This is a genomic window from Streptomyces tuirus (assembly GCF_014701095.1).
Lineage (GTDB): Bacteria > Actinomycetota > Actinomycetes > Streptomycetales > Streptomycetaceae > Streptomyces > Streptomyces tuirus.
On record NZ_AP023439.1, the window covers coordinates 2,873,806 to 2,898,024 of the forward strand.

15 protein-coding genes are annotated in these 24,219 nt (G+C 72.7%); 10 read left to right on the plus strand and 5 right to left on the minus strand.

Annotated elements, in window-relative coordinates; all coding sequences use genetic code 11:
* Position 1 precedes the first annotated feature (1 nt).
* From IGS69_RS13190 to IGS69_RS13200, 3 genes are all read left to right on the plus strand, one after another.
* Positions 2 to 2,242, plus strand: coding sequence for a bifunctional glycosyltransferase/CDP-glycerol:glycerophosphate glycerophosphotransferase (locus IGS69_RS13190; RefSeq protein ID WP_190899409.1), 2,241 nt, complete (start codon positions 2 to 4; stop codon positions 2,240 to 2,242).
* The gene (locus tag IGS69_RS13195; protein WP_190899410.1) at positions 2,239 to 4,044 is read left to right on the plus strand and encodes a hypothetical protein; all 1,806 of its coding nucleotides are present in this window, start codon (positions 2,239 to 2,241) and stop codon (positions 4,042 to 4,044) included. The genes IGS69_RS13190 and IGS69_RS13195 overlap by 4 nt, the downstream gene beginning before the upstream one ends.
* Positions 4,045 to 4,152: 108 nt before the next feature.
* Positions 4,153 to 5,712: a hypothetical protein gene (locus tag IGS69_RS13200; RefSeq protein WP_190899411.1), complete on the plus strand. Its 1,560-nt coding sequence runs from the start codon at positions 4,153 to 4,155 to the stop codon at positions 5,710 to 5,712.
* 18 nt (positions 5,713 to 5,730) lie between these two features.
* Here IGS69_RS13200 and IGS69_RS13205 read toward each other — a convergent pair whose 3' ends face one another.
* On the minus strand, positions 5,731 to 6,144 hold the full coding sequence (locus IGS69_RS13205) for an organic hydroperoxide resistance protein (RefSeq protein WP_190899412.1): 414 nt from the start codon (positions 6,142 to 6,144) through the stop codon (positions 5,731 to 5,733).
* A gap of 95 nt (positions 6,145 to 6,239) precedes the next feature.
* On the opposite strand from IGS69_RS13205, the gene IGS69_RS13210 reads away from it, so the two are divergent.
* On the plus strand, positions 6,240 to 6,767 hold the full coding sequence (locus IGS69_RS13210; RefSeq protein ID WP_190899414.1) for a MarR family winged helix-turn-helix transcriptional regulator: 528 nt from the start codon (positions 6,240 to 6,242) through the stop codon (positions 6,765 to 6,767).
* A gap of 119 nt (positions 6,768 to 6,886) precedes the next feature.
* Here IGS69_RS13210 and IGS69_RS13215 read toward each other — a convergent pair whose 3' ends face one another.
* A complete protein-coding gene (locus IGS69_RS13215; RefSeq protein WP_232543509.1) occupies positions 6,887 to 8,506 on the minus strand; it encodes a glycosyltransferase family 39 protein in 1,620 nt (539 codons plus the stop codon).
* Between the two features lie 169 nt (positions 8,507 to 8,675).
* On the opposite strand from IGS69_RS13215, the gene IGS69_RS13220 reads away from it, so the two are divergent.
* Together IGS69_RS13220 and galE are read left to right on the plus strand one after the other, a co-directional pair.
* Entirely contained in the window at positions 8,676 to 10,400 is a 1,725-nt protein-coding gene (locus IGS69_RS13220) for a glycosyltransferase family 2 protein (protein ID WP_190899416.1), read from the plus strand.
* Positions 10,401 to 10,487: 87 nt separating this feature from the next.
* Positions 10,488 to 11,468, plus strand: a complete 981-nt coding sequence (galE, locus tag IGS69_RS13225) for a UDP-glucose 4-epimerase GalE (protein ID WP_190899418.1) — start codon at positions 10,488 to 10,490, stop codon at positions 11,466 to 11,468.
* A 40-nt stretch (positions 11,469 to 11,508) separates the two neighbouring features.
* Here galE and IGS69_RS13230 read toward each other — a convergent pair whose 3' ends face one another.
* Positions 11,509 to 12,135 carry a TetR/AcrR family transcriptional regulator gene (locus tag IGS69_RS13230; RefSeq protein ID WP_185014632.1) on the minus strand — a complete coding sequence of 209 codons (627 nt, stop codon included), beginning with the start codon at positions 12,133 to 12,135 and terminating at the stop codon, positions 11,509 to 11,511.
* 183 nt (positions 12,136 to 12,318) lie between these two features.
* On the opposite strand from IGS69_RS13230, the gene IGS69_RS13235 reads away from it, so the two are divergent.
* The 4 genes from IGS69_RS13235 (at position 12,319) to IGS69_RS13250 (ending at position 18,044) form a co-directional block, all read left to right on the plus strand.
* Positions 12,319 to 13,239 carry an ABC transporter permease gene (locus IGS69_RS13235; protein ID WP_190899421.1) on the plus strand — a complete coding sequence of 307 codons (921 nt, stop codon included), beginning with the start codon at positions 12,319 to 12,321 and terminating at the stop codon, positions 13,237 to 13,239.
* Positions 13,232 to 14,062 carry an ABC transporter ATP-binding protein gene (locus IGS69_RS13240; protein ID WP_190899422.1) on the plus strand — a complete coding sequence of 277 codons (831 nt, stop codon included), beginning with the start codon at positions 13,232 to 13,234 and terminating at the stop codon, positions 14,060 to 14,062. Before IGS69_RS13235 ends, IGS69_RS13240 begins: the two co-directional genes overlap by 8 nt.
* Positions 14,063 to 14,196: 134 nt before the next feature.
* On the plus strand, positions 14,197 to 16,401 hold the full coding sequence (locus tag IGS69_RS13245) for a CDP-glycerol glycerophosphotransferase family protein (RefSeq protein ID WP_190899424.1): 2,205 nt from the start codon (positions 14,197 to 14,199) through the stop codon (positions 16,399 to 16,401).
* Positions 16,398 to 18,044 (plus strand): glycosyltransferase family 2 protein, encoded by a 1,647-nt coding sequence (locus tag IGS69_RS13250; RefSeq protein ID WP_190899426.1) that lies wholly within the window; start codon positions 16,398 to 16,400, stop codon positions 18,042 to 18,044. The genes IGS69_RS13245 and IGS69_RS13250 overlap by 4 nt, the downstream gene beginning before the upstream one ends.
* Before the next feature lie 77 nt (positions 18,045 to 18,121).
* On the opposite strand, the gene IGS69_RS13255 is transcribed toward IGS69_RS13250, so the two are convergent.
* Positions 18,122 to 23,074: an NAD-glutamate dehydrogenase gene (locus IGS69_RS13255; protein WP_190899428.1), complete on the minus strand. Its 4,953-nt coding sequence runs from the start codon at positions 23,072 to 23,074 to the stop codon at positions 18,122 to 18,124.
* Between the two features lie 458 nt (positions 23,075 to 23,532).
* Positions 23,533 to 24,198 carry an HAD family hydrolase gene (locus IGS69_RS13260; RefSeq protein ID WP_190899430.1) on the minus strand — a complete coding sequence of 222 codons (666 nt, stop codon included), beginning with the start codon at positions 24,196 to 24,198 and terminating at the stop codon, positions 23,533 to 23,535.
* Positions 24,199 to 24,219 lie beyond the last annotated feature (21 nt).

Below are 24,219 nucleotides of genomic sequence, written 5' to 3' on the forward strand. Positions count from 1 at the left end.
AGTGCCCCGCTTCAGCATCATCGTCCCCGTCTACAAGGTGCAGGGCTTCCTGCGCGAGTGTCTCGACTCGGTGCTCGGCCAGTCCCACGGCGACTTCGAGGTGATCGCCGTGGACGACCGCTCGCCCGACGGCAGCGGCGCGATCCTCGACGAGTACGCCGCCCGCGACGACCGGGTGCGGGTGCTGCACCTGCCGGAGAACGTGGGCCTCGGCCGGGCCCGCAACGCCGGACTCGCGCAGGCGGCCGGCGACTACGTCCTGTTCCTGGACAGCGACGACCACTACACACCGGGTCTGCTGGGCGCCGTCGCCGCCCGCCTGGCGGCGACCGGCGACCCGGACATCCTGGTCTTCGACCATGTGCGCACCCACTGGTGGGGCCGGGGCGGGCGCAGCGAGGCGGCGGACCTGCTGGCCGCGGCGGGCCTGGAGACGTTCTGTGTCCGGGAGAGCCCGCAGTATCTGAACCTGTTCCTGGTCGCCTGGAACAAGGCCTACCGGCGGTCGTTCCTCCAGGAGCACGGCCTGCGGTACGCGGCGGGGCTGTACGAGGACGCGCCGGTCACCTACCGCGCGATGGTGCTGGCCGACCGCATCGCCTGCCTGGACCGGATCGGCGTGGAGTACCGGCAGCGCCGGCAGGGCGCGATCACCAAGACGCCCGGGCGCCGGCACTTCGACATCTTCCCGCAGTACGAGGGCCTGTTCACGTTCCTGGAGCAGCGCCCGGATCTCGACTGGGCGCGGCCGCTGCTGCTGGAGCGGGCGCTGGACCACATGCTGTTCGTGCTGGCCCGCGAGGACCGGGTCCGGCCCGCCGACCGGGGCGACTTCTACCGCGAGATCCGCTCCTTCCACCGCCGCCACCTCCCCGAGGGCGGCTTCCCGCTGCCGGACGGCTGGCGCGGCGCCGAGATGCGGCTGCTCGCCTCGGCGCCCTACGCGTCGTACGCGGCGGCGCGCGGGCTGCGGGACCTGCGCGCCACCGCCCTGAACGGGCAGCGAAAGGTGGCGAAGAGGGCGTCGGAGACGGCCCTGCGCGGCTGGTACGCGGCCCAGTCGAAGCGCCCCCTCGATCCGCACCTCGCGGTCTACTCGGCGACCCACCACCGGGGGGTGATGGGTGATCCGGCCGCGATCCACGAGAAGGCGCGCGAGATCGCCCCGCACATCCGGGGCGTGTGGGTCGTCCGGGAGGACGCGGTGGACGCGCTGCCGCCCGGCATCGACCATGTGACGCCGGGGTCGCGGCGCTACCACGAGGTCATGGCCCGGGCCACGTACTGGGTGAACAACGTCAACTGGCCCGGCACCCTGGCCAAGCGGCCCGGCAGCGTGCACATCCACACCCATCAGGGCACCCCGCTGAAGTACATGGGCGCCGACCTGCTGACCAAGCCGGGGGCCCGGCACGGGTTCGACGTGCCGCAGATGCTGCGCCGCGCCGACCGCTGGGACTACAGCCTGGTCGCGGGGCGGCACGCGGAACGGGCGTGGGAGCGGGCGTACCCGTGCCACTTCACCTCGCTGCGGACCGGCAGCCCGCGCAACGACGTGCTGGTCGGCGCCGGTGAGGAGCGGGGCCGCGCGATGCGCGAACGGCTCGGCGTCCCGGCCGGTGACACCGTCGTGCTGTACGCGCCGACCCGCCGCGACTACCGGCGGGGCGGCCATGTCGACCGGTTCGACCTCGCCCGCCTCGCCGCGGACCTGGGCCCCGGGCACACGCTGGTCGTCCGGCTGCACCCGTCGCTGGCGGGGGGCATCGCGCGCGGCCTCGGCCTGTCCGACCTGCACCGGCGGGGCGTGCTGGTGGACGCGACCGACGAGCCGCACGTCGAGGATGTGATGCTCGCCTCCGACGTGCTGGTCACCGACTACTCCGCCCTGATGTTCGACTACGCCCTGCTGGACCGGCCGATCGTCGTCCACGCCGACGACTGGGGGGCGTTCGCGGCCAGCCGGGGCGCCTACTTCGACATCACGGCCGACGCGCCGGGCCATGTGTCGCGCTCCTACCGGGAGCTGACCTGGCTGTTCGCGTCCGGCACCTGGCGGGACGCCGAGGCGGCGCGGCTGCGGGCGGGCTTCCGGGAGCGGTACTGCGAGTTCGAGGACGGCCGGGCCGCGGAGCGGGTCGTCCGGCTGCTGATGCTGGGTGAGCGGGGTGGGGCGCTGCTGCCCGCGGCCCGCCGGACCGAGGGTGTCCGCACCCGTTCCGAGGCGCTGATCGAGAGATGAGAACTCCCGCAACCCCCGAGGCCGTCCCCTCCCTGCCCGGCCAGCGGGCCTCCTCGGCCCGGCCACCGGCGGTCGCCGGGCCGCCGCGGCGGGTGCACTGGTGGCACGCCGCGCTGGTCGCCGTGCCCACCGCGGCCCTGTTCGTGCTGGGCTACCGGCGCCGCTGGATCTGCGACGACGGGCTCATCTACCTGCGCCCGGTCCGGCAGATCCTGGCGGGCAACGGGCCCGTGTTCAACGTCGGGGAGCGGGCGGAGAGTTCGACCGGCACCCTGTGGCAGTGGCTGCTCGCGCTCACCACCTGGGTCACCGGCGAGGACCCGGCGTTCCTCGCGGTCGGGCTCGGCCTGCTGCTGAGCACCGCCGGGTTCGCGTTGGCCCTGCTCGCCACGTGCCGGCTGCACCGGGGCGCGGGGTTGCTGCTTCCGGCGGGCGTGTGCGTGCTGCTGGCGGTGCCGCCGTTCTGGTCGTACATGACGTCGGGCCTGGAGAGCGGCCTCGGGGCCTTCTGGACCGGCCTGTCGTGGTGGCTGCTGACGCGGACCCGGCGTGGCCAGGAGGGCGGGCAGACGTGCGCGGCCGCCTTCGTGTTCGGGCTGGGCCCGCTGGTCCGGCCCGATCTGGCGGTGGTCACGGTGTGCTTCCTGGCGGCCCAGTGGTGGGTGCTGCGTCCCCCCAGGCGGGGCACGGCGGCGATGCTGGCCTCGGCGGGAGCGGTGCCGCTGGCGTACGAGGTGTTCCGCGCCGGGTACTACGGGATCCTGGTGCCGCTGCCCGCCATCGCCAAGGAGGCGAGCGCCAGCGACTGGAGCCGGGGCGCCGGGTATGTGCAGGAGACGCTCGGGCCGTACTGGCTGTGGCCGGTCGTGCCGGTGCTCGCGGCGCTGGCCGTCCTGCTGGTGCGGCGCATCCGCCGGGAGCGGCGGGACCGCGCCCCGGGGCGGGCCTCGCTCGCGGTGCTGCTGGCACCGCTCGCGGCCGGTCTGCTGCTGGCCGGGTACGTCGTGCGCGTCGGCGGCGACTACATGCACGCCCGCATGATCCTGCCGGCGCTTCTGCTGCTGCTCCTGCCGGTGCTGGTCGTGCCCGCGACCAGGGTCACGGGCGTGGCGGGCGCGCTGCTGGTGGTGTGGCTGTGCGCGGCGGTCAGTCCGCTGCGGGCGCCGTTCGACGTGCGCAGCACACCCGGCTCCTTCAATGTGCGCAGCTCCGACGTGGAGGGCCTCCGCGACCACAACCCGGTGCGCACCGGCACCTGGGTGGCCAACTGGCCCGCCCTGCCGGAGGGGCGCGCCATGCTGGCCCGGGCCGAGCGGGCGCCCGGGCCGACGCTGCTCTACTTCGACGCCGCGCGGCGGCTGCACGCCACGCCGATGCGGGCGGACTCCCCGTACCGGGTGGTGATCGTGGGCCGTCATCTCGGAGTGACGGGGGCGGCGGCGCCCCTGGACGCCTACGTCAACGACGCCTGGGGGCTGGCCAGCCCGATCGGGGCGCATCTGGCGCTGGAGCGGTGGAGCTGGCCGGGGCACGAGAAGTTCCTGCGCAACTACTGGGTCTTCGCCGAGTGGGCGGCCGAGCACCCGCCGCAGCGCGACCTGCTGCGCGCCGGGGCCCCGCGGGAGGCGGTCGAGGCGGCCCGGGCCGCACTGGGCTGCGGCGAACTCGCCGAGCTGAGGGAGTCGGTGCGCGCCCCGCTGACCGCCGAGCGGTTCTGGCGGAACCTCACGGGGGCGGTGGAGCGGACGCAGTTCCGGTTCGCGCGCTGGCCGGCGGCGGCGCAGCAGGCGCTGTGCGACTGACGGTCGGCAGGTGGGCGTAGCGGCCTCACCCGATGAAGTGATCCGGGGTCAGGGCATGCGTAGGGGCGGGAACATTCGGCGCATGCCCCAGACCCCTTCCCCCCTCCTGTGAGCGCCCCGGTCCTGGTCCGGCGGGCGGTGCGCGGCGCGACGGCACTGCGCGGCGGCCGTGTCGGGAGGCTCACCCCCTACCAGTTCTACGGCGCCCTGTTCTGGCTGGTGATGACGCTGGCGTACTGGCGGGTCCCGCTGTGCTGCGACGCCGGGCAGCACGCGGCGGTCGTCGAGCGGCTGAAGGACGATCTGCTGCATCCGGCCCACTCCATGGCGGACCTGCCGGGCGAGGGCAGCCCGTACTACGGCCCCTACGCCGTCGCCCAGGGTGTGCTGGCGCGGCTGACGGGGCTGACGGGCTGGGAGGTGGTGAAGCTCGCCGGGCCGGTGCATCTGCTGGTGCTGCTGACGGGGCTCGGCCGGTTCGTCAGGACCCTCACCCCGCGCCCCTGGGCGCCGGTGTGGGCTCTGCTGTTCATGCCGCTGCTGTGGGGCACCGCGCGGATCCTGTGGAGCGGCTACCTCGGGCTGATGTCGATGACGACGAACCTGGGCTACCCGTCCGCGCTCGCCATCGGGCTGACGTTCTGGGCGTGGGCCTGGACGGGCACCCGCGCGCGGGACGACGCCCCCGCGGTGCGGTTCGTCGGCCCGAGCGGGCTCGGCGGCTGGTGGGGGTACGCCGGGATCGGCGCGCTGTACGGGCTGATCCTGCTCACCCACCCCGTCACGGCGGCCTCGGCGCTCACCGGGGCGGTGGCGATGGTGGCGTCCCGGCAGCGCGGCTGGCGCCGGCCGGTCGTGGCGCGCTGGGCACTCGCCGGGGCGGCCTGCGCCGGGATCGCCCTGGGCTGGCCGTACTACGACGTCCTGACGCTGGTGAACGACACGGGCATGGACGCGATGCACCGGCAGCTGTACGAGAGGATGCTCGCCAACTCCTGGCTGGCGCTGCTCGGCCTGCCCGCGCTCTGGGCGCGGGCCCGCAGGTCGGCGCGTGATCCGCTGGTGTGGATGTTCCTGCTGGAGTGCCTGCTGGTGGCGTACGGCTGGGCGAGCGGGCACTACACGTACGCCAGGGCCCTGTGGGCCGTGCTGGTGCCGTTGCAGTTCGCCCTGGCGGTGGAACTGGCGGCGCCCCGGCCCTGGCGGCGGGCCCGGCGGGTGCTGGGCGGGGCGGCGGTGGCCGGGGTGTGCGCCGGGTTCGTCACCGTGCACGCCGGGGCCGTCGTGCCGCGCTCGGTCGATCCGGTGGGGTTCGCCCAGCCGACGCGCTGGCCGTCGTACGACTGGGCCGCGCGGCACATCGGGCCCGGCGAGGTGGTGATCACCGACGGGTACTTCGCCAGTCACGCGATCGCCGGGTACGGGCCGAACCTCGCCGCGCCCATCTGGCCCGACCCCGCTCTGGACGAGCGGCGGCGGGAGCGGCGGGCGGCCGACGTCCGGGCCTATCTGGCCCCCGGTTCGACCCGCGCCGAGCGGTCCGCCGTCGTCCGCCGCTACCACGTGCGCTGGCTGCTGCTGACGCGCTGGCACCCGGTGCCCGAGGAGGCCGTGGTGGTGGCGTGGAGCGGACGGACGGGGGAGGTGCTGGCGCGGGTCGGGGGGTGACCCTCGTCGGTCTCCGGGTTACTCGATGACGACGTCGACCTCGATGTTGCCGCGGGTGGCGTTGGAGTACGGGCAGACCTGGTGGGCCTGCTCGACGAGCTTGCGGCCGGTCGCCTCGTCCACGCTGTCGGGGAGCTCCACACGGAGGGTGACGGCGAGCCCGAAGCCCTCGCCCTGCTTGCCTATGGAGACCTCGGCGGTCACGGCGGCGTCGCTGACGTCGACCTTGGCCGCACGGCCGACGAGGCCGAGGGCGCTGCCGAAGCAGGCGGCGTAACCGGCGGCGAAGAGCTGCTCGGGGTTGGTGCCCTGGCCGTTGCCGCCCAGTGCCTGGGGCGTGCCCAGGGCGAGGTCCAGCACGCCGTCGGAGCTGACGGCACGGCCGTCGCGGCCGTGGGTGGCGGTGGCGACAGCGGTGTAGAGCGCGTCCATGGAAAACCTTCCCTCTCACGTCAGTGTTCGGCGGCCCGCTTCCGGGCCGCCTGACATCCAGAATTAGAGCACACAACTCAGTTGTGCACAACTAAATGACGGACTCGAGCTATCCTGGGGGCATGAACACGGCCGACGACGACTGGCTCCGCCTGGACCAGCAGATCTGCTTCTCCCTGCACGCGGCCTCCCGCGCCTTCAACGGCGTCTACCGCGGGATCCTCAAGGACCTCGGGCTCACCTACCCGCAGTACCTGGTGATGCTGGTGCTGTGGGAGCACGACGAGCTGCCCGTGAAGAAGCTCGGCGAGCACCTGCGCCTCGACTCGGGCACGCTGTCGCCGCTGCTCAAGCGGCTGGAGGCGGCCGGGCTGGTACGCCGGGAGCGCAGCGCGCGCGACGAGCGGTCGGTGGAGGTGCGGCTGACCGAGGAGGGCGTCGCGCTGCGCGGGCGGGCGCTCCAGGTGCCGCGCCGGATCGCGTCCTCGACCGGCTTCGGCGCGGACGAGATCCGCGCCCTGCGCGCCCGCCTCGACGAACTGACCACCGCGCTGGACGCGGCCGCGGCCCTCGCGGAGCCGGAGGGCGGGCCGTCCACGGCGGCGGCGGCCGAGCGGCCGTAGGGGCCGTAGCGGCCGTAGGCGCTACGGCACCGGCCGGGGCGAGAGCCGGGCGCCGCGGGCGGCGGGGCGGGCCGTCCACGGCGGCGGCCGCCGCCGAGCGGCCGTAACGGCAGTGGGCGCTACGGCACCGGACGGGGCGAGGACCGGGCGCCGAGGGCGGGGGTGCCGAGGGCTGGGGTGCCGGCGGATACGCCGGGTGGCAGGCCGTCGGGCGGTCGGCGAGGCGGCTCGTCGCCGGGCGGGGTGGCTCCGGACGGGATGCCTCCAGGACGGCGGCGGACGTAGAGGCGCAGGAGTACGTCGTCGCGGATGCCTTCCTCGCGGACGTGCTCCTCGCGGACGGTGAAATCCTCGGTCAGGACGGCGAGTTTGGTGCGCTCGACCAGGTCGGGCGGGCTGCGGCGCAGGTCGAGGGCGGACCGCTCGGCGACGACCCAGACGCGGTCCACCGAGGCGAGCCGCCGCCGCAGCTCCACGGGGTTCGCCTCCAGCCCCCACAGCGTCCCGGAGCGCGGCGCGGACTCCCGCAGCGCGATGTCCCGCACCCGCTGGAACCCCTTCGGGTAGGCCAGCGCGGCGAGCCTGCCGACCGACGGCACGAACAGCACCGGGTCGCCGGGGCGCATCTGGCGGACGGCGAGCGCGGACACACCGGCCAGGTTGTCCGGGCGGTGGGCGGCGGAACGGTCCTGGCGGTGCACCGGGAGCTGGTTCAGGAGCGTGACGGTGACGGCGAGCACGCCGGTGACGCCCAGCAGGACCCGCACCTGACGGCCGCCGACCCGCACCCGCCGCCCGTCGAACCGCACCCGCCCCAGCGCCCGGCCGACCCGCCCCGCCCCGGCCGCGACCAGCAGGGACGCGCCCGCCAGCGCGTAGAGCACGTACCGGTCGTGGTAGAGCGGCCGGACCTGCGACACGGTCATCAGGATCCCCGGCGGCACCAGCAGCAGCGGCAGCGCGACCGCCGCGGTCCGCCGCTCCCGCAGCCCCACGGTCATCAGCAGCAGCGCCGCGAAGAACACCGGCCCCGCCTGGCCGGGGATGAAGTTCCGGGCCAGCCTCTCGACCCGGTCCCACCCCGGCGAAACGAGCCACGCCACCTGCGCGGCCTGCCCCTGCGACACCCACACCAGCGGCAGCACGAGCAGTGCCGCGGCGCCCGCCGCGCGCCCCCAGCCGGACCACACCCTCCTGGGCACCCGCAGCAGGGCCAGCGTCACCGCGTGCGCGCCCAGCACCGGCACCGCCAGCTCGTGCAGCACGCAGGTCAGGGCGACGACCGTCCCGTACGGCCACCAGGCCTGGGCGCCCGCCGCGTCCACGGCCCGCACCAGCAGCAGGGTCGCCCCCGCGACACCCGCCGCGACGAGCGCGTACGACCGCCCCTCCTGGGCGTAGTGGCCGGTCATCGGCGTGATGGCGTAGAGGACCCCGGCTCCCAGCCCGACCCGGGGGCCGGCCAGCCGGACGCCCAGGGCCGCGACCAGGCCGGCGGTCGCCGTCGCCGCGCACACCGACGGCAGGCGCAGCACGACCTCGCTCGGGTGGACGGCGAGGACGGCGTGCATGAAGAGGTAGTACAGGCCGTGCACGGCGTCCACGTCGTGCAGCAGCCGCCAGATCTGCGGGACCGTGCGCTGCGCGACCTGGAAGGTGACGCTCTCGTCGCCCCACATCCCACCGCGGTCCAGCCCCCACAGCCCGATCGTGAGCATCACCGCCATGGGCACTGCCACGGGCACCGCCACAGGCACCGCCATGGGTGTCCGCCCCGCGCCGAACCGGCCGCTCCCCCTCGACTGTCCGCTCTCCACGGCCCGATTCTGTGCTGGACAAGAGACTTCGCGGGGGTTTGTTGGTGTGTTAGCACTTTCATGTCATTCGCCCGGCTTACCATCCGCCGTGATGAATGCCGAGAGTGAGACCGCCAGGGATACCGGAAGGCGTACCGAGAGGCCGCCCGCCGAGGTCGCCGTCGTGGTGATCGGTTACGACGACGCCCCGCACGTGACGGACGCCGTGCGCTCGGCGCTCGCCCAGGGGCCGGCCGTGCGCGAGGTGGTGGCCGTCGACGACTGTTCGAGGGACGGCAGCGTCGGCCTGCTGGAACGGCTGTCCACCTCGGAGCCACGCCTGAGGGTGATCCGCCGCCGGGCCAACAGCGGCGGCTGCGGCACCCCGCGCAACACCGGGCTCGACGCGGTGACCTCGCCGTACGTGATGTTCCTGGACAGCGACGACGTCCTGCCGCCCGGCGCGGTCGACGCGCTGCTGGCGGCGGCCGAGGGTGCGCACGCGGAGGTGGCGGGCGGCCTGTGCGTGCGCCGGGAGCTGCCGTCGGGGCGCGAAGTCCCCTGGCAGCCGCGCCTCTACGCGCTGCACGCCGTGGTGCCGCGCCCCGCGCAGCGAACGCGCCTGGTCCACGACACGCTCTGCGTCAACAAGCTCTACCGCACCGCCTTCCTGCGCACGCACGGCATCCGCTTCCCCGAGGGCCGCTTCCCGTACGAGGACGTCGTCTTCACCGCGCGCGTCCTGGCCGCGGCGCCGCGCATCGCCCTGATCCCGGACCGGGTGTACGTCTGGCACGTGCGCCGGTCCCAGGCGCGGCTGTCGATCTCCCTGGACCGGTCCGGCGTCGAGAACTGGCGGGCCCGGACGGAGGCGTGCCGCCAGGCGTACGAGGTGCTGCTGACAGCCGGGCACAAGGAACTCGCGCGGACCGCGCGCGCCAAGTTCCTCGACCACGACCTGCGGATGTACGTGCGCGAACTGGGGTTGCGCGACGCCGCCTACCGGCGCGCGTGGTGGGAGCTCACGCGGGCGCATCTCGCGGAGTACGACGCGGACGACTGGGCGCGCAACCCGGCCGCTCCCGGCCGGCTGATCGGGCGGGTCGTCCTGGCCTCCCCGGAGCCTGTCGACCTGCCCCGGCTGCGGGAGCTCGCGGCCCGCCCGGCCCGCCTGTACCCGCCGTACGCCCGCGCCGCGGACGGCACGCCCGTCTGGTCGGACGCCCTCCCGCAGGTCTCCCTGGGGCCGTTGCGGGCCCGGCCGGTGCGAGCGCTGCCCCTCGCCGTCGACGCGGAACTGCGGCCGGGCGCGCGGGGCACCCGGCTGCGGCTGCGCCTGCACGAGCTGTACGGGCGGGTGGCGCAGGCGGGGCCGGAGACGGTGGACGTGGAGTGGCGGCACCGGGACGACGGGGACGTGGTGATCCGCGGCGCGAGCGTGACGCTCGCACCGTGCGCGGCTGCGTCCGGAGCCGAGGAGACCGCTGGTTCAGGCGGTCAGGGCAGTTCCGCCGGTTCCGCCAGTTCCGGGGGTTCCGACGGCGCCTGGTCGGCGGAGGCGGACGTAGACCTCCTCGCGCTGGCCGCGCCCGGCGTCGGCACCTGGGACCTGCACCTCCGCATCCGCTTCCGTGACGGCGCGAGCCGCGACGCCACGGCGCACGCCCTCACGGGCGCCGGTCTGCTGCGCCGCCGCGCCGTCCCGAGCGCCCGGCACGGCGTGGTACTCGTCCAGCCGTACACCACCCACTCCGGCGCGCTGGCACTTCGAGTGGCACCGGGCGTACGCGGGGTGCTGTCGGTCGTACGCGCCCGCCTGCGCCGCCTGCTTCACTGAGAGCACGCGAGTCGAGTACGACGACCACGACGGACCGGAGCGCACAGCACCACCACCACGGGCGAACTGACGAGGGGACGGCCGCACATGACCTGGTTGATCACCGGCGGCGCCGGCTACATCGGCGCGCACGTCGTACGGGCGTTGACCGCGGCGGGCGAGCAGGCGGTGGTGTACGACGACCTGTCCACCGGGGTCGCCGAGCGCGTGCCCGACGGCGTGGAGCTGGTGGTGGGCTCGACCCTGGACGCCGAGCGGCTCGCCCGCACCCTCGCGGACCACGAGGTCACCGGCGTCGTCCACCTCGCGGCGAAGAAGCAGGTGGGCGAGTCCGTCGAGCTGCCGCTGCACTACTACCGGGAGAACGTCGAGGGCCTGCGGACCCTGCTGGACGCCGTGACGGCGGCGAAGGTGGCGTCCTTCGTCTTCTCCTCCTCGGCGGCGGTGTACGGCATGCCGGACGTGGAGCTGGTCACGGAGGAGACGCCGTGCCTGCCCCTGTCGCCGTACGGCGAGACCAAGCTGGCCGGTGAGTGGCTGGTCCGCGCGACGGGCCGGGCCACCGGGCTGTCGACGGCGTCCCTGCGCTACTTCAACGTGGCGGGGGCGGCGGCTCCGGAGCTCGCGGACACCGGCGTCTTCAACCTCGTGCCCATGGTCTTCGAGAAGCTCACGCAGGACGCGCCGCCGCGCGTCTTCGGCGACGACTACCCGACGCCGGACGGCACCTGCGTGCGCGACTACATCCACGTCGTCGACCTGGCCGAGGCCCATGTCGCGGCGGCCCGGGCCCTGCGCTCCACCCCCGGCCGCGACCTCACGCTGAACATCGGCCGGGGCGAGGGCGTCTCCGTGCGCGAGATGATCGACCGCATCAACGCGGTCACCGGCTACGACCGGCCGCCTTCGGTCACCCCCCGCCGCCCGGGCGACCCGGCCCGGGTCGTCGCCTCCGCCGACCGCGCGGCGGCTGAACTGGGCTGGAAGGCCCGGCTCGGCGTGCAGGACATGATCACGTCCGCGTGGGAGGGCTGGCTGCGACTGCACCCGGAGGCGGGCCGGGGCTGACCCGCCTGCCCCAGGACCGCCCTCCCCGACGGCGGAGCCGTCACAGTGCCCGCAGCGCCTCCGCCGTGGCCCGCGCCAGCGACCCGAGGTAGCCCTTCGGCAGCTTCGGGTTGCGGATCACCACCGAACGCCAGTACAGCGGGCCGGAGATCAGGTCGAGCGCGAGGTCGTGGTCGAGGCCCTCGCGGAGCTCCCCGCGGCGTTCCGCCGCCGTCACGATGCCGGTGGCGACGCCGTCCTGCCCCTCGCGCAGGGCCTTCTGCATCGCCTCGGCGATCTCGGGGTTGCGGGCAGCCTCGGCCTGGAGGTCAGGGATGATCTGCGAGGCGACGGGGTGGCGCAGGGCGCGGGACGTCACCTCGTAGAGGAGCCGCAGGTCGCCTTCGAGTGAGCCGGTGTCCGGCGCGGGCAGGCCCTGCACGGCGAGCGCCGAGACGATGTCGAGCACCAGGTGCAGCTTCGAGCGCCAGCGGCGGTAGACCGCCGTCTTCCCGACCCCCGCCCGGCGCGCGATCCCCTCGATGGACATCCGCGCGTAGCCGACGGCCGCGAGCTCCTCGAAGACGGCCGCCCGGATCGCTTCCGTCACGTCCTCCCGCAGTACGGCCGCCCCCGCGGGGGCCCGGCGGCGCGGGGGCTGCTGGGGCTCGTCGGGCTTCGTCGTCATGCCGACAGCATAGGGCGTCACGACGAAACGGTTGCGTTCCGACGTTCGCCCGACGTACGCTCCCGTTGCGACGATACGGTCCCGTCCCGACGTGAGAATTCGTGAAGAGTCCGGTAAAGCCACCCCCCACCCCTTGCTCTTCGCGGCCCCTGGTCCCACACCCCCCGAGCGAAAGCAGCGGATGTGAGTACGGTCCTCCACACACCGCCCCAGCCCCCGGCCCCGGTCCCGGCCGATGACGACCTCACGGCCCTCGCCGCCCGCCACGGCCTCTCGGTCAGCGGCGCCCGGCCCTCCCTGCCCGAGTACGTCCGCCGGCTGTGGGCCCGCCGCCACTTCATCACCGCGTTCGCCACCGCCAAGCTCACCGCCCAGTACAGCCAGGCGAAGCTCGGACAGGTCTGGCAGGTGATGACCCCGCTGCTGAACGCGGCGGTCTACTACTTCATCTTCGGCGTGCTGCTGGGCACCAAGCACGGCGTGCCGGACTACGTCCCGTTCCTGGTCACGGGCGTGTTCATCTGGACGTTCACGCAGAGCTCGATCATGGCGGGCACCCGTGCCATCTCCGGAAACCTCGGCCTGGTGCGCGCCCTGCACTTCCCGCGCGCCGCGCTGCCGATCTCCTTCTGCCTCCAGCAGCTCCAGCAGCTGCTGTTCTCGATGGGCGCGCTGGTCGTCATCCTGCTCTGCTTCGGCGTGCCGGTCTCCGTCTCCTGGCTGCTGGCGCTTCCGGCCCTCGCGCTGCAGTTCACCTTCAACGCCGGCGTCTCGATGGTCATGGCCCGGTGGGGCGCCAAGACCCCGGACATCGCCCAGCTGATGCCGTTCGTCCTGCGCACCTGGATGTATGTCTCGGGCGTCATGTGGAGCCTCGACAAGCTGGCCCGGAACGACCACCTGCCGTACGCCGTCAAGGTGGCGCTGGAGGCCAATCCCGCCGCGATCTACATCGACCTGATGCGCTTCGCCCTGATCGACAGCTTCCACGCGGGTCAGCTCCCCGCCCACGTGTGGGCGCTCGCCGTCGGATGGGCGCTGGTCGCCGGCGTCGGCGGCTTCATCTACTTCTGGAAGGCTGAGGAGACCTACGGCCGTGGCTGAGCACCCGAACGAGAAGATCCCCACCGTCGTCGCCGACGGCGTCGACATCGTCTACCGCGTCAACGGCACCGGCACCGGACGCGGCTCCGCGACCGCCGCCCTCAACCGCATCGTGCGCCGCAAGCAGACCGAGAAGGCGTCGGGCGTACGCCGGGTGCACGCGGTGAGGAACGTGTCCTTCGTCGCCTACCGGGGCGAGGCGATCGGCCTGATCGGCACCAACGGCTCCGGCAAGTCGACCCTGCTGAAGGCCGTCGCCGGACTCCTCCCCGTCGAGAACGGCCGCATCTACACCGACGGCCAGCCCTCCCTGCTCGGCGTCAACGCCGCCCTGATGAACGACCTGACCGGCGAGCGCAACGTGCACCTCGGCGGCCTGGCCATGGGCATGTCGCGTGAGCAGATCAAGGACCGCTACCAGGAGATCGTCGACTTCTCGGGCATCAACGAGAAGGGCGACTTCATCACCCTGCCGATGCGGACGTACTCCTCCGGCATGGCGGCCCGCCTGCGGTTCTCCATCGCCGCCGCCAAGGACCACGACGTCCTCCTCATCGACGAGGCACTGGCCACCGGCGACCGCTCCTTCCAGAAACGCTCCGAGGCACGCATCCGCGAGCTGCGCAAGCACGCGGGCACGGTGTTCCTGGTCAGCCACAACAACAAGTCGATCCGCGACACCTGCGACCGCGTGCTGTGGCTGGAGCGCGGCGAGCTGCGCATGGACGGGCCGACGGAGGACGTCCTGAAGGAGTACGAGGCGTTCACCGGAGACAAGGCGCCCAAGCCGAAGCCCAGGCCGAAGGCCGCCGTCGCCTCATGAAGGCCGCCGTTGCCCCGCAAACCTTTCCCTCGTGAAAGCCGCCGTTCCCTCGTGAGGCCCACCCGGTCGGCCCTTTTGTCTCATTGATGGCAGCATGACCGCATACGGTGCAGCTGTGAGAGGGGGTCCCCGTGATGGCCGAGCTCAGTGTCGTCGTCCACGGGCCGAACGTTCAGGACCATCTGACGGAACTCCTCGACTCCCTCGCCGCCCACTCCCTCCCGGACGCCGAGGTGATCGTGGCGGCGGTCGGCGACTGGGCCCGGGAGACGGCCGAGCGGCACGCCCCCGACGGCGGCGTGGTCGAGGTAGTGCCGCTGCCGGACGGCACGGGCGACGCGGCGGCCCGGGCGGCGGGCGCGGCCCGGGCCTCCGGCCGCTGGCTGCACTTCGTCCACGCCAAGGACGGCCTGCCCGCCGGCACCCCGCGCACGGTCGCCGAACGCGTCGCCGAACTCCCCGCCGAGGTCGACGTCCTCCTCCTGGACCACGTCCGCAGCACCTGGCACACCTCCGGCATGCCCTCCCCGGACGGCTCGATCCTCGCCCGGGCGGGCCGCGCCGACGTCACCCTCGACGACTGCGCCCCGCTGCTGCGGCTGACCCCGCTGCTCGGCACCCGTGTCCTGCGCGCGGACTTCTGGCGGGCGCACGAGTCGAAGCTCAGCACCGACGACGAACCGTACGCCGCCCTGGCCGCCCTGCTGCTCGCCGACCGCGTCGCCTGTCTGCCGCACGTCGCCTACGAGGACCGCCGGCTGCGCCCCGCGAGCCTGCCCCCGGTCACGCCCGAGCAGCGCTACGGCCTCGTCGAGCGCTACGAGTCGCTCCTCGACCTCACCCGCGACCGGCGGGCCGCGCACACCGTGCTCTACGACCTCATGGTCCGCGACTGCCTGCGCACCTTCGCCCGCGGCGGCATGCCGGAGGAGGTCGCGCGGGAGTTCTTCCACCGGGCGTCCCTGGCCGCCCTGCGCCGCCGCCCCGAGAACCACCGCCGTCCGGCCGGGCTCGAAGGTGTCCGCCGCTCCCTGCTGGAGGAGGGCGCGTACGCGAAGTACCGCGCCTTCCAGGCCGTCAACCGCACCCGCCGCACCGCCAAGTCGGCCCTGCGGACCCGCAAGCGCCAGGCCGGCGCCAAGCTCCGCGACCACCAGTACCGCAGGGCGCTCACCCGCCCGGTGAACCCCCACCTCGCGGTGTTCTCGGCGTACTGGAACCGCGGCGTCGCCTGCAACCCCGCCGCGATCGCCGCCAAGCTCGCCGAACTGGCCCCGCAGATCCACGCGGTGTGGGTGGTCACCGAGGAGAACGCGGCCCTCCTGCCGCCCGGCACCGACCACGTCGTGCCCGGCAGCCGCCGCTACTGGGAGGTGCTCGCGACCGCCAAGTACCTCGTCAACAACGTCAACTTCCCGAACGCGGTGGTCAAACGCCCGGACGCGATCCACGTCCAGACCCACCACGGCACGCCCCTGAAGCGCATGGGCATCGACCAGATGGCGTTCCCGGCCGCCGCGCAGGGCCTGGACTTCCAGGCGCTGCTGGAGCGCATCGACAAGTGGGACTTCAGCGTCTCCGCCAACAGCCACACCACCCGCATGTGGGAGCGGGCCTACCCGTCGCGCCATGTCTCCCTGGATTACGGCTATCCGCGCAACGACGTGTACTACACGGCCGGCGCCGACGTCATCCGCGCCGTCCGGGACCGCCTCGGCATCGCCCCCGGCCGCCGCGCCGTCCTCTACGCGCCCACCCACCGCGACTACGAGGCCGGCTGGACCCCGCGCCTGGATCTCGCCACCCTCGCCGACCGTCTGGGCGACGACACGGTCCTGCTCGTGCGCGGCCACTACTTCTACGGCGGCGCCGCCTCCCCGCTCACCAACCTGCGCCGCACCGGCCGGATCATCGACGTCTCCTCCTACGACCCGGTCGAGGAACTGTGCCTGGCGTCGGACGTCCTGGTCACGGACTACTCCTCGATCATGTTCGACTACGCCAACCTCGACCGGCCGATCGTGATCCACGCCGACGACTGGGAGACGTACCGCACGACACGGGGCGTGTACTTCGACCTGATGGCGGAGGCCCCGGGCCCGGTCGCCCGCACCCAGCAGGAGCTGACGGAGATCCTCACCACCGAGGCCTGGCGCGACGAGGGCGCGGCGAAGACCCGGGCCGTCTTCCGGCGCCGGTTCTGCGAGTACGACGACGGACGCGCCGCCGAACGCGTCGTCCGCCGGGTCTTCCTCGGCCAGGACGGACGGGACCTGCCGCCCGTGCTGCCGATCGAGGAACGCACTCCGGCCCCGACCCCACAGGAGGCGACCGCATGAGCACCCCCGACGTCACCGTGACGGTCATCGTCTACAACGACGCCGAACGGCTCACCCGCGCGGTCGAATCGGTCCGCCGCCAGACCCACGCCAACCTCGAGATCGTCATCAGCGACGACCACTCCACGGACGCCACCCCGGCCGTGGCGCAGCGGCTCGCGGCCCAGGACCCCCGCATCCGCCATCTGCGCCTGGAGCGCAACAGCGGCGGCTGCAGCGCCCCGCGCAACCGCGCCCTGCGGATCGCGCGGGCGCCGTTCCTGATGTTCCTCGACAGCGACGACGAACTCCCCGGCAACGCCGTGGAACTGCTGCTCGCCGCGCACCGCGAACGCGAGATCGACTTCGCGATGGGCGCGGTGCAGCGGGTCCGCGTGGACAACGGCCGCCGCTCGACGTGGATGCCGCACCTGGTCGCCGAACGCCGCACCCTCGACGGCATCGAGGCCGACCCGCGGCTGCTCTTCGAGCACCTGTCCACCAGCAAGATGTACGCCCGCGCCTTCCTCGACCGGCACGGCCTGCGCTTCCCCGAGGGCATCCACTACGAGGACCAGCTGTTCTCGGCGCAGGCGTACTGCCTGGCCAAGACCTTCACGATCATCCCGGAGCCGGTCTACCGCTGGTACGTGGCGCCCTTCGCGGCGTCCGAGACGGCCTCGATATCCAACCAGCGGCACAAGCTGGCCAACGTCCGGGACCGCGTCCACGTCCAGCACCTCATCGACGCGTTCCTGGCCGAGAGCGGGCACGAGTCGCTGCGTGTGGACAAGGACCACAAGTTCCTCAAGCACGACTTCCGGATGTACGCCGGTGACCTGCCCTACCGGGACGACTCCTGGCTGACGTCGTTCGCGGACATCGTCACCCCCTACCTCGACACGCTCACGCCGGGCGCGTTCGCGCGTCTCCCGCGCGCCGAACGCGTCGTCGTCCAGCTGATCCGCGACCGCCGCCTGCCGGAGGCCCGCCTGGCCGCCCGGGGCCTCGGCCACGGAGTGGGCCCGAGGCGCGTCACCGCCGACGCGGCCGGCCGCAGCTACTGGGGGGACCGGGTCCCCGAGTCCGAATGGGCCCGCCGGGAACTGGACGTCTCCGACCTGGAGCTGGAGACCCGTCCCTTCTCCAGCGCCCAGTTCCGCCACGAGATCACGGAGATCACCCGGGGCCCGGGTGCCTCGATCGACCTCGCGATCCGCACCTACGACCCGGCTCTGCGTCTCCCCGTGGGCCCGCGACGGGCGACGCTCCTCATCGCCCCGGGCGGCCGCCGCCTGCACGTCCACTTCCGTCTCTCGCCCGTGCGCCCCGGCCTCTTCGAGGGCCGCGCCCATCTGGACCTCGGGGCGGCCTCGCTGCCCCTCCAGGGCTTCGCGGGAATCCGCCACCCACTGCTCCGCCTCCAGCACCAGGGCCTCTCCCACACGGGCCTGCTCCTGGCACCCCTGACCTTCCCGGCCCTGACGACCCGCATCCCCTCCCACCGCCTGACGGTGGAACCGGAGGGCCACGCCCCGGGCCGGCTCCAGGTCCGCTGGGAACCGGTGGGGGTGACGGCGAGGCTGATCCGCCCGACGGCCCGCAGGCTGGCCCGCCCGAGGGTGAGGAGAGCCGTGCGGCTGGTGGCGAGCGCGCTCAAGTAGCGCCCTGCGGCACCCCGACGACAGGCGCCCCGGGCCGTATTCGGCCCGGGGCGCCTGTCACGCCGTACGTCCCGCCGCTACGAGTGCGTGCGCAGCAGTGTCCTCATCGTGCGCATCGCCACCGACAGGTTGGCGAGGTCGAACGACTCGGAGCCCTGGATCTCCTCCAGCGTGGCGCGGGCACGGCCGAGGATCGCCGCGTTCTTCTGCTCCCACGCCTTGTAGCGCTGCTCGGGCGTCGAGGTGCCGTTGCCCACGGCCAGGACGTCCGCGGTCACCGCCGCGTGCGCCGCGTACAGGTCCTCGCGGATCGCCGCACGGGCCATGGACTGCCAGCGGTCCGCGCGGGGCAGCTCGGAGATGCGGTCCATGAGCTGGGTGATGCGCAGCCGGTCGGCGAGGTCGTAGTAGACGTCGGCGACATCCAGCGGTTCCCGGTCCATGCGGTCGGCGATCGAGACGATGTCGAGCGTCGGGAAGGCCGAGGAGAAGCCCGCCACCCGGGTGGCGAGTTCGTCCGGGACGCCGGCGCCCGTCAGTTCGTCGTAGATCTTCCCGTACCACTCCAGGTCGGCGCCGCGCAGCAGCTTGGGCAGCTGCGACCAGACCTGCTCGACGCGGTCGGCGAAGAAGTCGACCGTCTCGGCGAGCTGCAGCGGCTGCGGCCGGTTGTTGAGCAGCCAGCGCGTGCCGCGCTCCACCAGGCGGCGGGCGTGCAGCCGGATGCGGGTCTGGACCTCGGCCTCGACCTTGTTGTCGAGCGCCTCGACCCCGTCCCACACCGGGGCCTGGCGGAAGATCGCCCGGGCCGCGGTCTGCGCCCGCACGATCTCCTCGAGCGACGCGCCGGTCTCCTCGCGCAGCCGGTGCAGATACGTCGTACCGCCCGTGTTCACCGTGTCGTTGACCAGCACGGTCGTGGTGATCTCACGGCGCAGCGGGTGGCAGACGAGGTGCTCGGGGAACTGCTCGCGCAGCTCGGTCGGGAAGTACGCGTGCAGCAGGGTGCTCAGGTACGGGTCGTCCGGCAGCGAGGTGTGCAGCAGCTCCTCGGCGACCGTGATCTTCGTGTACGCCAGCAGCACGGCCGTCTCCGGGCCGGTCAGGCCCTGCCCCTGGGCGAGCCGCTCGCGGATCTGCCGGTCGGTGGGCAGGAACTCCAGCGCCCGGTCGAGATGACCCTCCCTGACCAGGTGCTTCATGAAGCGCTGCTGGGCGTGGAGCATGGCGCCGGACTGGGCGAGGGCGTTGGCGATCGCCGTGTTCTGCGCGTAGTTGTTGCGCAGCACCAGGCGGCCGACCTCGTCGGTCATCTCGGCGAGCAGCTTGTTGCGCTGCTTGACGGTCATGTCGCCGTCCCTGACCAGGCCGTTGAGCAGGATCTTGATGTTCACCTCGTGGTCGGAGGTGTCCACGCCGGCGCTGTTGTCGATGGCGTCGGTGTTGATCCGGCCGCCGTGCAGCGCGAACTCGATCCGGCCGAGCTGGGTCAGGCCGAGGTTGCCGCCCTCGCCGACGACGGCTACGCGGAGGTCCGCCCCGTCGACGCGGATGGCGTCGTTGGCCTTGTCACCGACGTCCGCGTTGGACTCGGTGGAGGACTTGACGTACGTGCCGATGCCGCCGTTCCACAGCAGGTCGACCGGCGCGCGGAGGATCGCCTTCATCAGGTCGGCCGGGGTCAGCTTGGTGACCTTGGCCTCGATGCCGAGGGCCTCGCGGATGTGCGCGTTGACCGGGATCGCCTTGGCCGTGCGCGGGAAGATGCCGCCGCCGGCCGACAGCAGGTCCGTGTTGTAGTCCTCCCAGCTGGAGCGGGGCAGCTCGAACAGGCGGCGGCGCTCGGCGTAGGAGGTGGCGGCGTCCGGGTTCGGGTCGATGAAGATGTGCCGGTGGTCGAAGGCGGCCACCAGGCGGATGTGCTCGGAGAGCAGCATGCCGTTGCCGAACACGTCACCGGACATGTCGCCGATGCCGACGACCGTGAAGTCCTGGGTCTGGGTGTCGACGCCCATGTCGCGGAAGTGCCGCTTGACGGACTCCCAGGCGCCGCGGGCGGTGATGCCCATGCCCTTGTGGTCGTAGCCGGCGGAGCCGCCGGAGGCGAAGGCGTCACCGAGCCAGAAGTTGTAGTTCTCGGCGACCCCGTTGGCGATGTCGGAGAAGGTCGCAGTGCCCTTGTCGGCGGCGACGACGAGGTAGGTGTCGTCCTCGTCGTGCCGGACGACGTCCGCCGGGGGCACGACCTCGCCGGCGACCATGTTGTCGGTGATGTCGAGCAGTGCCGAGATGAACGTCTTGTAGCTGGCGACCCCCTCGGCGAGCCACGCGTCCCGGTCCACGGAGGGGTCGGGCAGCTGCTTGGCGACGAAGCCGCCCTTGGCGCCGACCGGCACGATGACGGTGTTCTTGACCATCTGCGCCTTGACCAGGCCGAGGATCTCGGTGCGGAAGTCCTCACGCCGGTCGGACCAGCGCAGGCCACCGCGCGCGACCTTGCCGAAGCGCAGGTGCACGCCCTCGACGCGCGGCGAGTACACCCAGATCTCGAACGCCGGGCGGGGCGCCGGCAGGTCGGGGATCGCCTGCGGGTCGAACTTCATGGAGACGTAGTCGTGCGGCTTGCCGCCCGCGGCCTCCTGGAAGAAGTTGGTCCGCAGCGTCGCCTTGATGACCGTCAGGAAGGACCTGAGGATCCGGTCCTCGTCGAGCGAGGCCACCTGGTCGAGGGCCGCGTCGACCTCCTCCAGCAGCGCGTCCACGATCTCGTGCCCCGCGCGCTGCCGGTCGGGCGACATCCGCGCCTCGAACAGGGAGACGAGCAGGCGGGTGGTGTGGACGTTGTTGCGGAGGGTGTCCTCCATGTAGTCCTGGCTGAACGTCGACCCGGCCTGGCGCAGGTACTTGGCGTACGCCCGCAGCACCACGGCCTGGCGCCAGGTCAGCCCGGCGCTCAGCACGAGGGCGTTGAAGCCGTCGTTCTCCGCCTTGCCGGTCCAGGTGGCGGAGAAGGCGTCCTGGAAGCGCTCGCGGGCGTCGTCGCCGAAGTAGTCCCCGCCGCCGTTGGCGCGGGGCATGCGCAGCCCGAAGTCGTAGATCCAGGCCACGCTGCGGTCCGCGCAGCGCAGCTCGTAGGGCCGCTCGTCGACGACCTCGACACCGAGCCGGTTGAGGACCGGCAGGACGGCCGAGAGGGAGATCGCGTCGCCCGTGCGGTAGATCTTGAAGCGGCGCTCCTCGGGGGCGGCGCCCACCGGCTCGTAGAGGCTGAGCGCGAAGTCCTTGTCCGCCTCGCTGTTCAGCTGCTCGAGGTGGACGAGGTCGGCGACCGCGGCGCGCGGGTTGTGGTCGGCCTTGTAGCCCTCGGGGAAGGCGTGCGCGTAGCGGCGCATGGCCTCGGCCGCGTGCTCCTCGCCGAGCTCGGCGTTGAGCGCCTCGGCGAAGGCGTCCTCCCAGGAGCGGGCGGCCTCCACCAGCCGGGCCTCGATGCGCTCCTTGTCGGAGTCGGACAGCTCCGGCAGTTCGGTGCCCTGCGGGACCCGGACCACGAAGTGCAGCCGGGACAGGATCGACTCGGTGTTCCAGGCCGTGAAGTCGACGCTGATGCCGCCCAGTTCCTCCTTGAGGATCTCGATGATCCGCAGGCGGACGGCCGTGGTGTAGCGGTCGCGCGGGAGATAGACGAGGGCGGAGTAGTAGCGCCCGTACTCGTCCTGGCGCAGGTAGAGCCTCAGCCGCCTGCGCTCCTGGAGGTACAGCACGGAGGTGACGATCGCCCGCAGCTCGTCGACCGGGGTCTGGAAGAGCTCGTCGCGCGGGTACGTCTCCAGGATCTGCGTCAGGTCGCGGCCGTCGTGGCTGTTGGGTGAGAACCCCGCCTTCTCCAGGACCTCCTCGACCTTGCGCCGGATGACCGGGACCCGGCGCACGGACTCGGTGTAGGCGGCGGAGGAGAACAGTCCGAGGAACCGGCGCTCGCCGATGACGTTGCCGTCGGCGTCGAACTTCTTGACGCCGATGTAGTCCAGGTACGACGGCCGGTGCACGGTCGCCCGGCTGTTCGCCTTGGTCAGCACGAGCAGCTTGTGCTCGCGCGCCTTGGCCCGGGCGTCGGCGGGCAGCCGCTCGAACGACGGGCTGACCGGGTGGCTCTCCTCCGCGGCGTGCTGCGGGTCCGCGCGCAGTATGCCGAGTCCGGTGCCGGGGACGGCGGCCAGCGAGTCGTCTTCGCGGAGCTGGTACTCGCGGTAGCCGAGGAAGGTGAAGTGGTCGTCGGCGAGCCAGCGCAGCAGCTCGCGGGCCTCCTCGACCTGGGGTCCTGGCAGGTCGTCGGGGATGGGCTCGTCCGGCAGCCCCTCCGCCAGCCGGATCGCCGCGTCCCGCATCTTGCCCCAGTCCTCGACGGCCTCGCGGGCGTCTGACAGCACGCGCAGCAGGTCGGCGGTGATCTGCTTCAGATCGGCCCGGTCGGTCTCGCGGTCGATCTCGACGTGGATCCAGGACTCGACGTGCGCGTCGTGCGGAAGGTCGCCGGTGGGCGGGGTCGACAGGACCTCGATGAGCTTGCCGGTGACATCGCGCCGCACCACGAACTGGGGGTGGATGACGACGTGGATCCCGCGCCCCTGACGCGTCAGCTCATTGGTGACGGAGTCGACGAGGAAGGGCATGTCGTCGGTGACGACCTCGACCACGGAGTGGCTGCAGGTCCAGCCGTTCTCTTCGACCGTGGGGGTGTGCACCCGCACGTTCGCCGTGCCCTGGGGGCGGTTCTCGGCCAGCCGGTAGTGCGATACGGCTGCTCCGAAGACATCGACCGGGTCGCGGTCGGTGAGGTCCTCCGGGGCCGTGTGCAGGTAGTAGCGCTGGAGGAACGTGAGGAGGGTCTCGCGGTCCGGGGCCTTCTGGGCGTCTGGGGTCTCCTCGCCCGTCGACCCGGTCGGTAGGTGCCCCCCGACCGGGCTGTTCTCAGCTACCCGGGCGGCCCTCTCGAGCAACTCGGCCTTGGCTTCGTCCAGCTTGGTCTGCATTGTCCTCTGGCTCCTGTCGCGCGCCGTTGCGTGACGTAGAAGGAAGTACGGTCTCTGCGCTTACGACCTCACGTCGTGACACGGGGTATCCGGTCTGTGCCGACGCTATGCCGCAAGGTGAGATGAGCGGGGGTGTCTGAGCCAATCTTGAGCTGCTCCACCGGTGTGACGCTGCTCTCTGCGACGCCCGAATCCAGGTGATGCCCGGGGTCCCGGGAGCCTTCGATGCCACGTCCCGCCCGTGAAGACCAGCGACCGCCGCCCGGTCACGGATGTCGTCCGTGCTCTCCGGGCTCAGGGCAGGGACGACGACGTCCCCGCGAGCTATCGCGCTGATCACGCCACCAAGGCTATCGCTCCTCACAGGGGCTCCGTCATGAGCCGTATGTGTACAAAACCAGCCCTGGAAGTTTGACGTTCTGCACAGTGTCGCTACCGGTTCCGGTCACCCGTACCCGTCAGGCCGCGAGCCGCTCCGCCTCGGCAACCGCTTCCTCCAGCGTGTCCACGACGGGTACGCCGACGGTTTCCAGACTCACCCGACTGTGCGACCCGCCGGTGTACAGCACGGCCCGTGCCCCCACGTGCAGCGCGGCCACCGCGTCGTCCGCCGCGTCCCCGATCACCACGGTCCGCTCCGGTGCCACGCCGCTCAGCGACGCCAGGTGCCGCACCATGTGCTCGGCCTTGCTGCCCCCCGACGGCCCGGTCCGCCCGTCCACCCGTATGAAGTGCGGCTCGATGCCGAATCCGCGCACCAGCGGAACCAGCTCCTCGTGCACGTACATGCTCAGGATCGACTGGCTGCGCCCCGCCGAGCGCCACCCGGCCAGCAGCTCCGCGGCCCCCACCGTCAGCCCGCACGCCGTGCGGTGCTCGGCGTAGTACCGGTGGAAGATGTCGTCCATCGCCTCCCACTCGGCCTCGGTCGGTAGCCGCCCCATCAGCCGCTCATAGAACTTCGGCACCGGTACGCAGTACAGCTCGCGGTACTTCTCCAGCGTCAGCGGCTCGAGCCCCAGCTCGGCGAAGGCCGCGTTCGTCGCCCCGATGATCGCGTCGATGTCGTGGAACAGCGTCCCGTTCCAGTCCCAGACAATGTGCGCGCCCGTCTTCATCCCCATGCCCGAAAACGTACCCGCCCC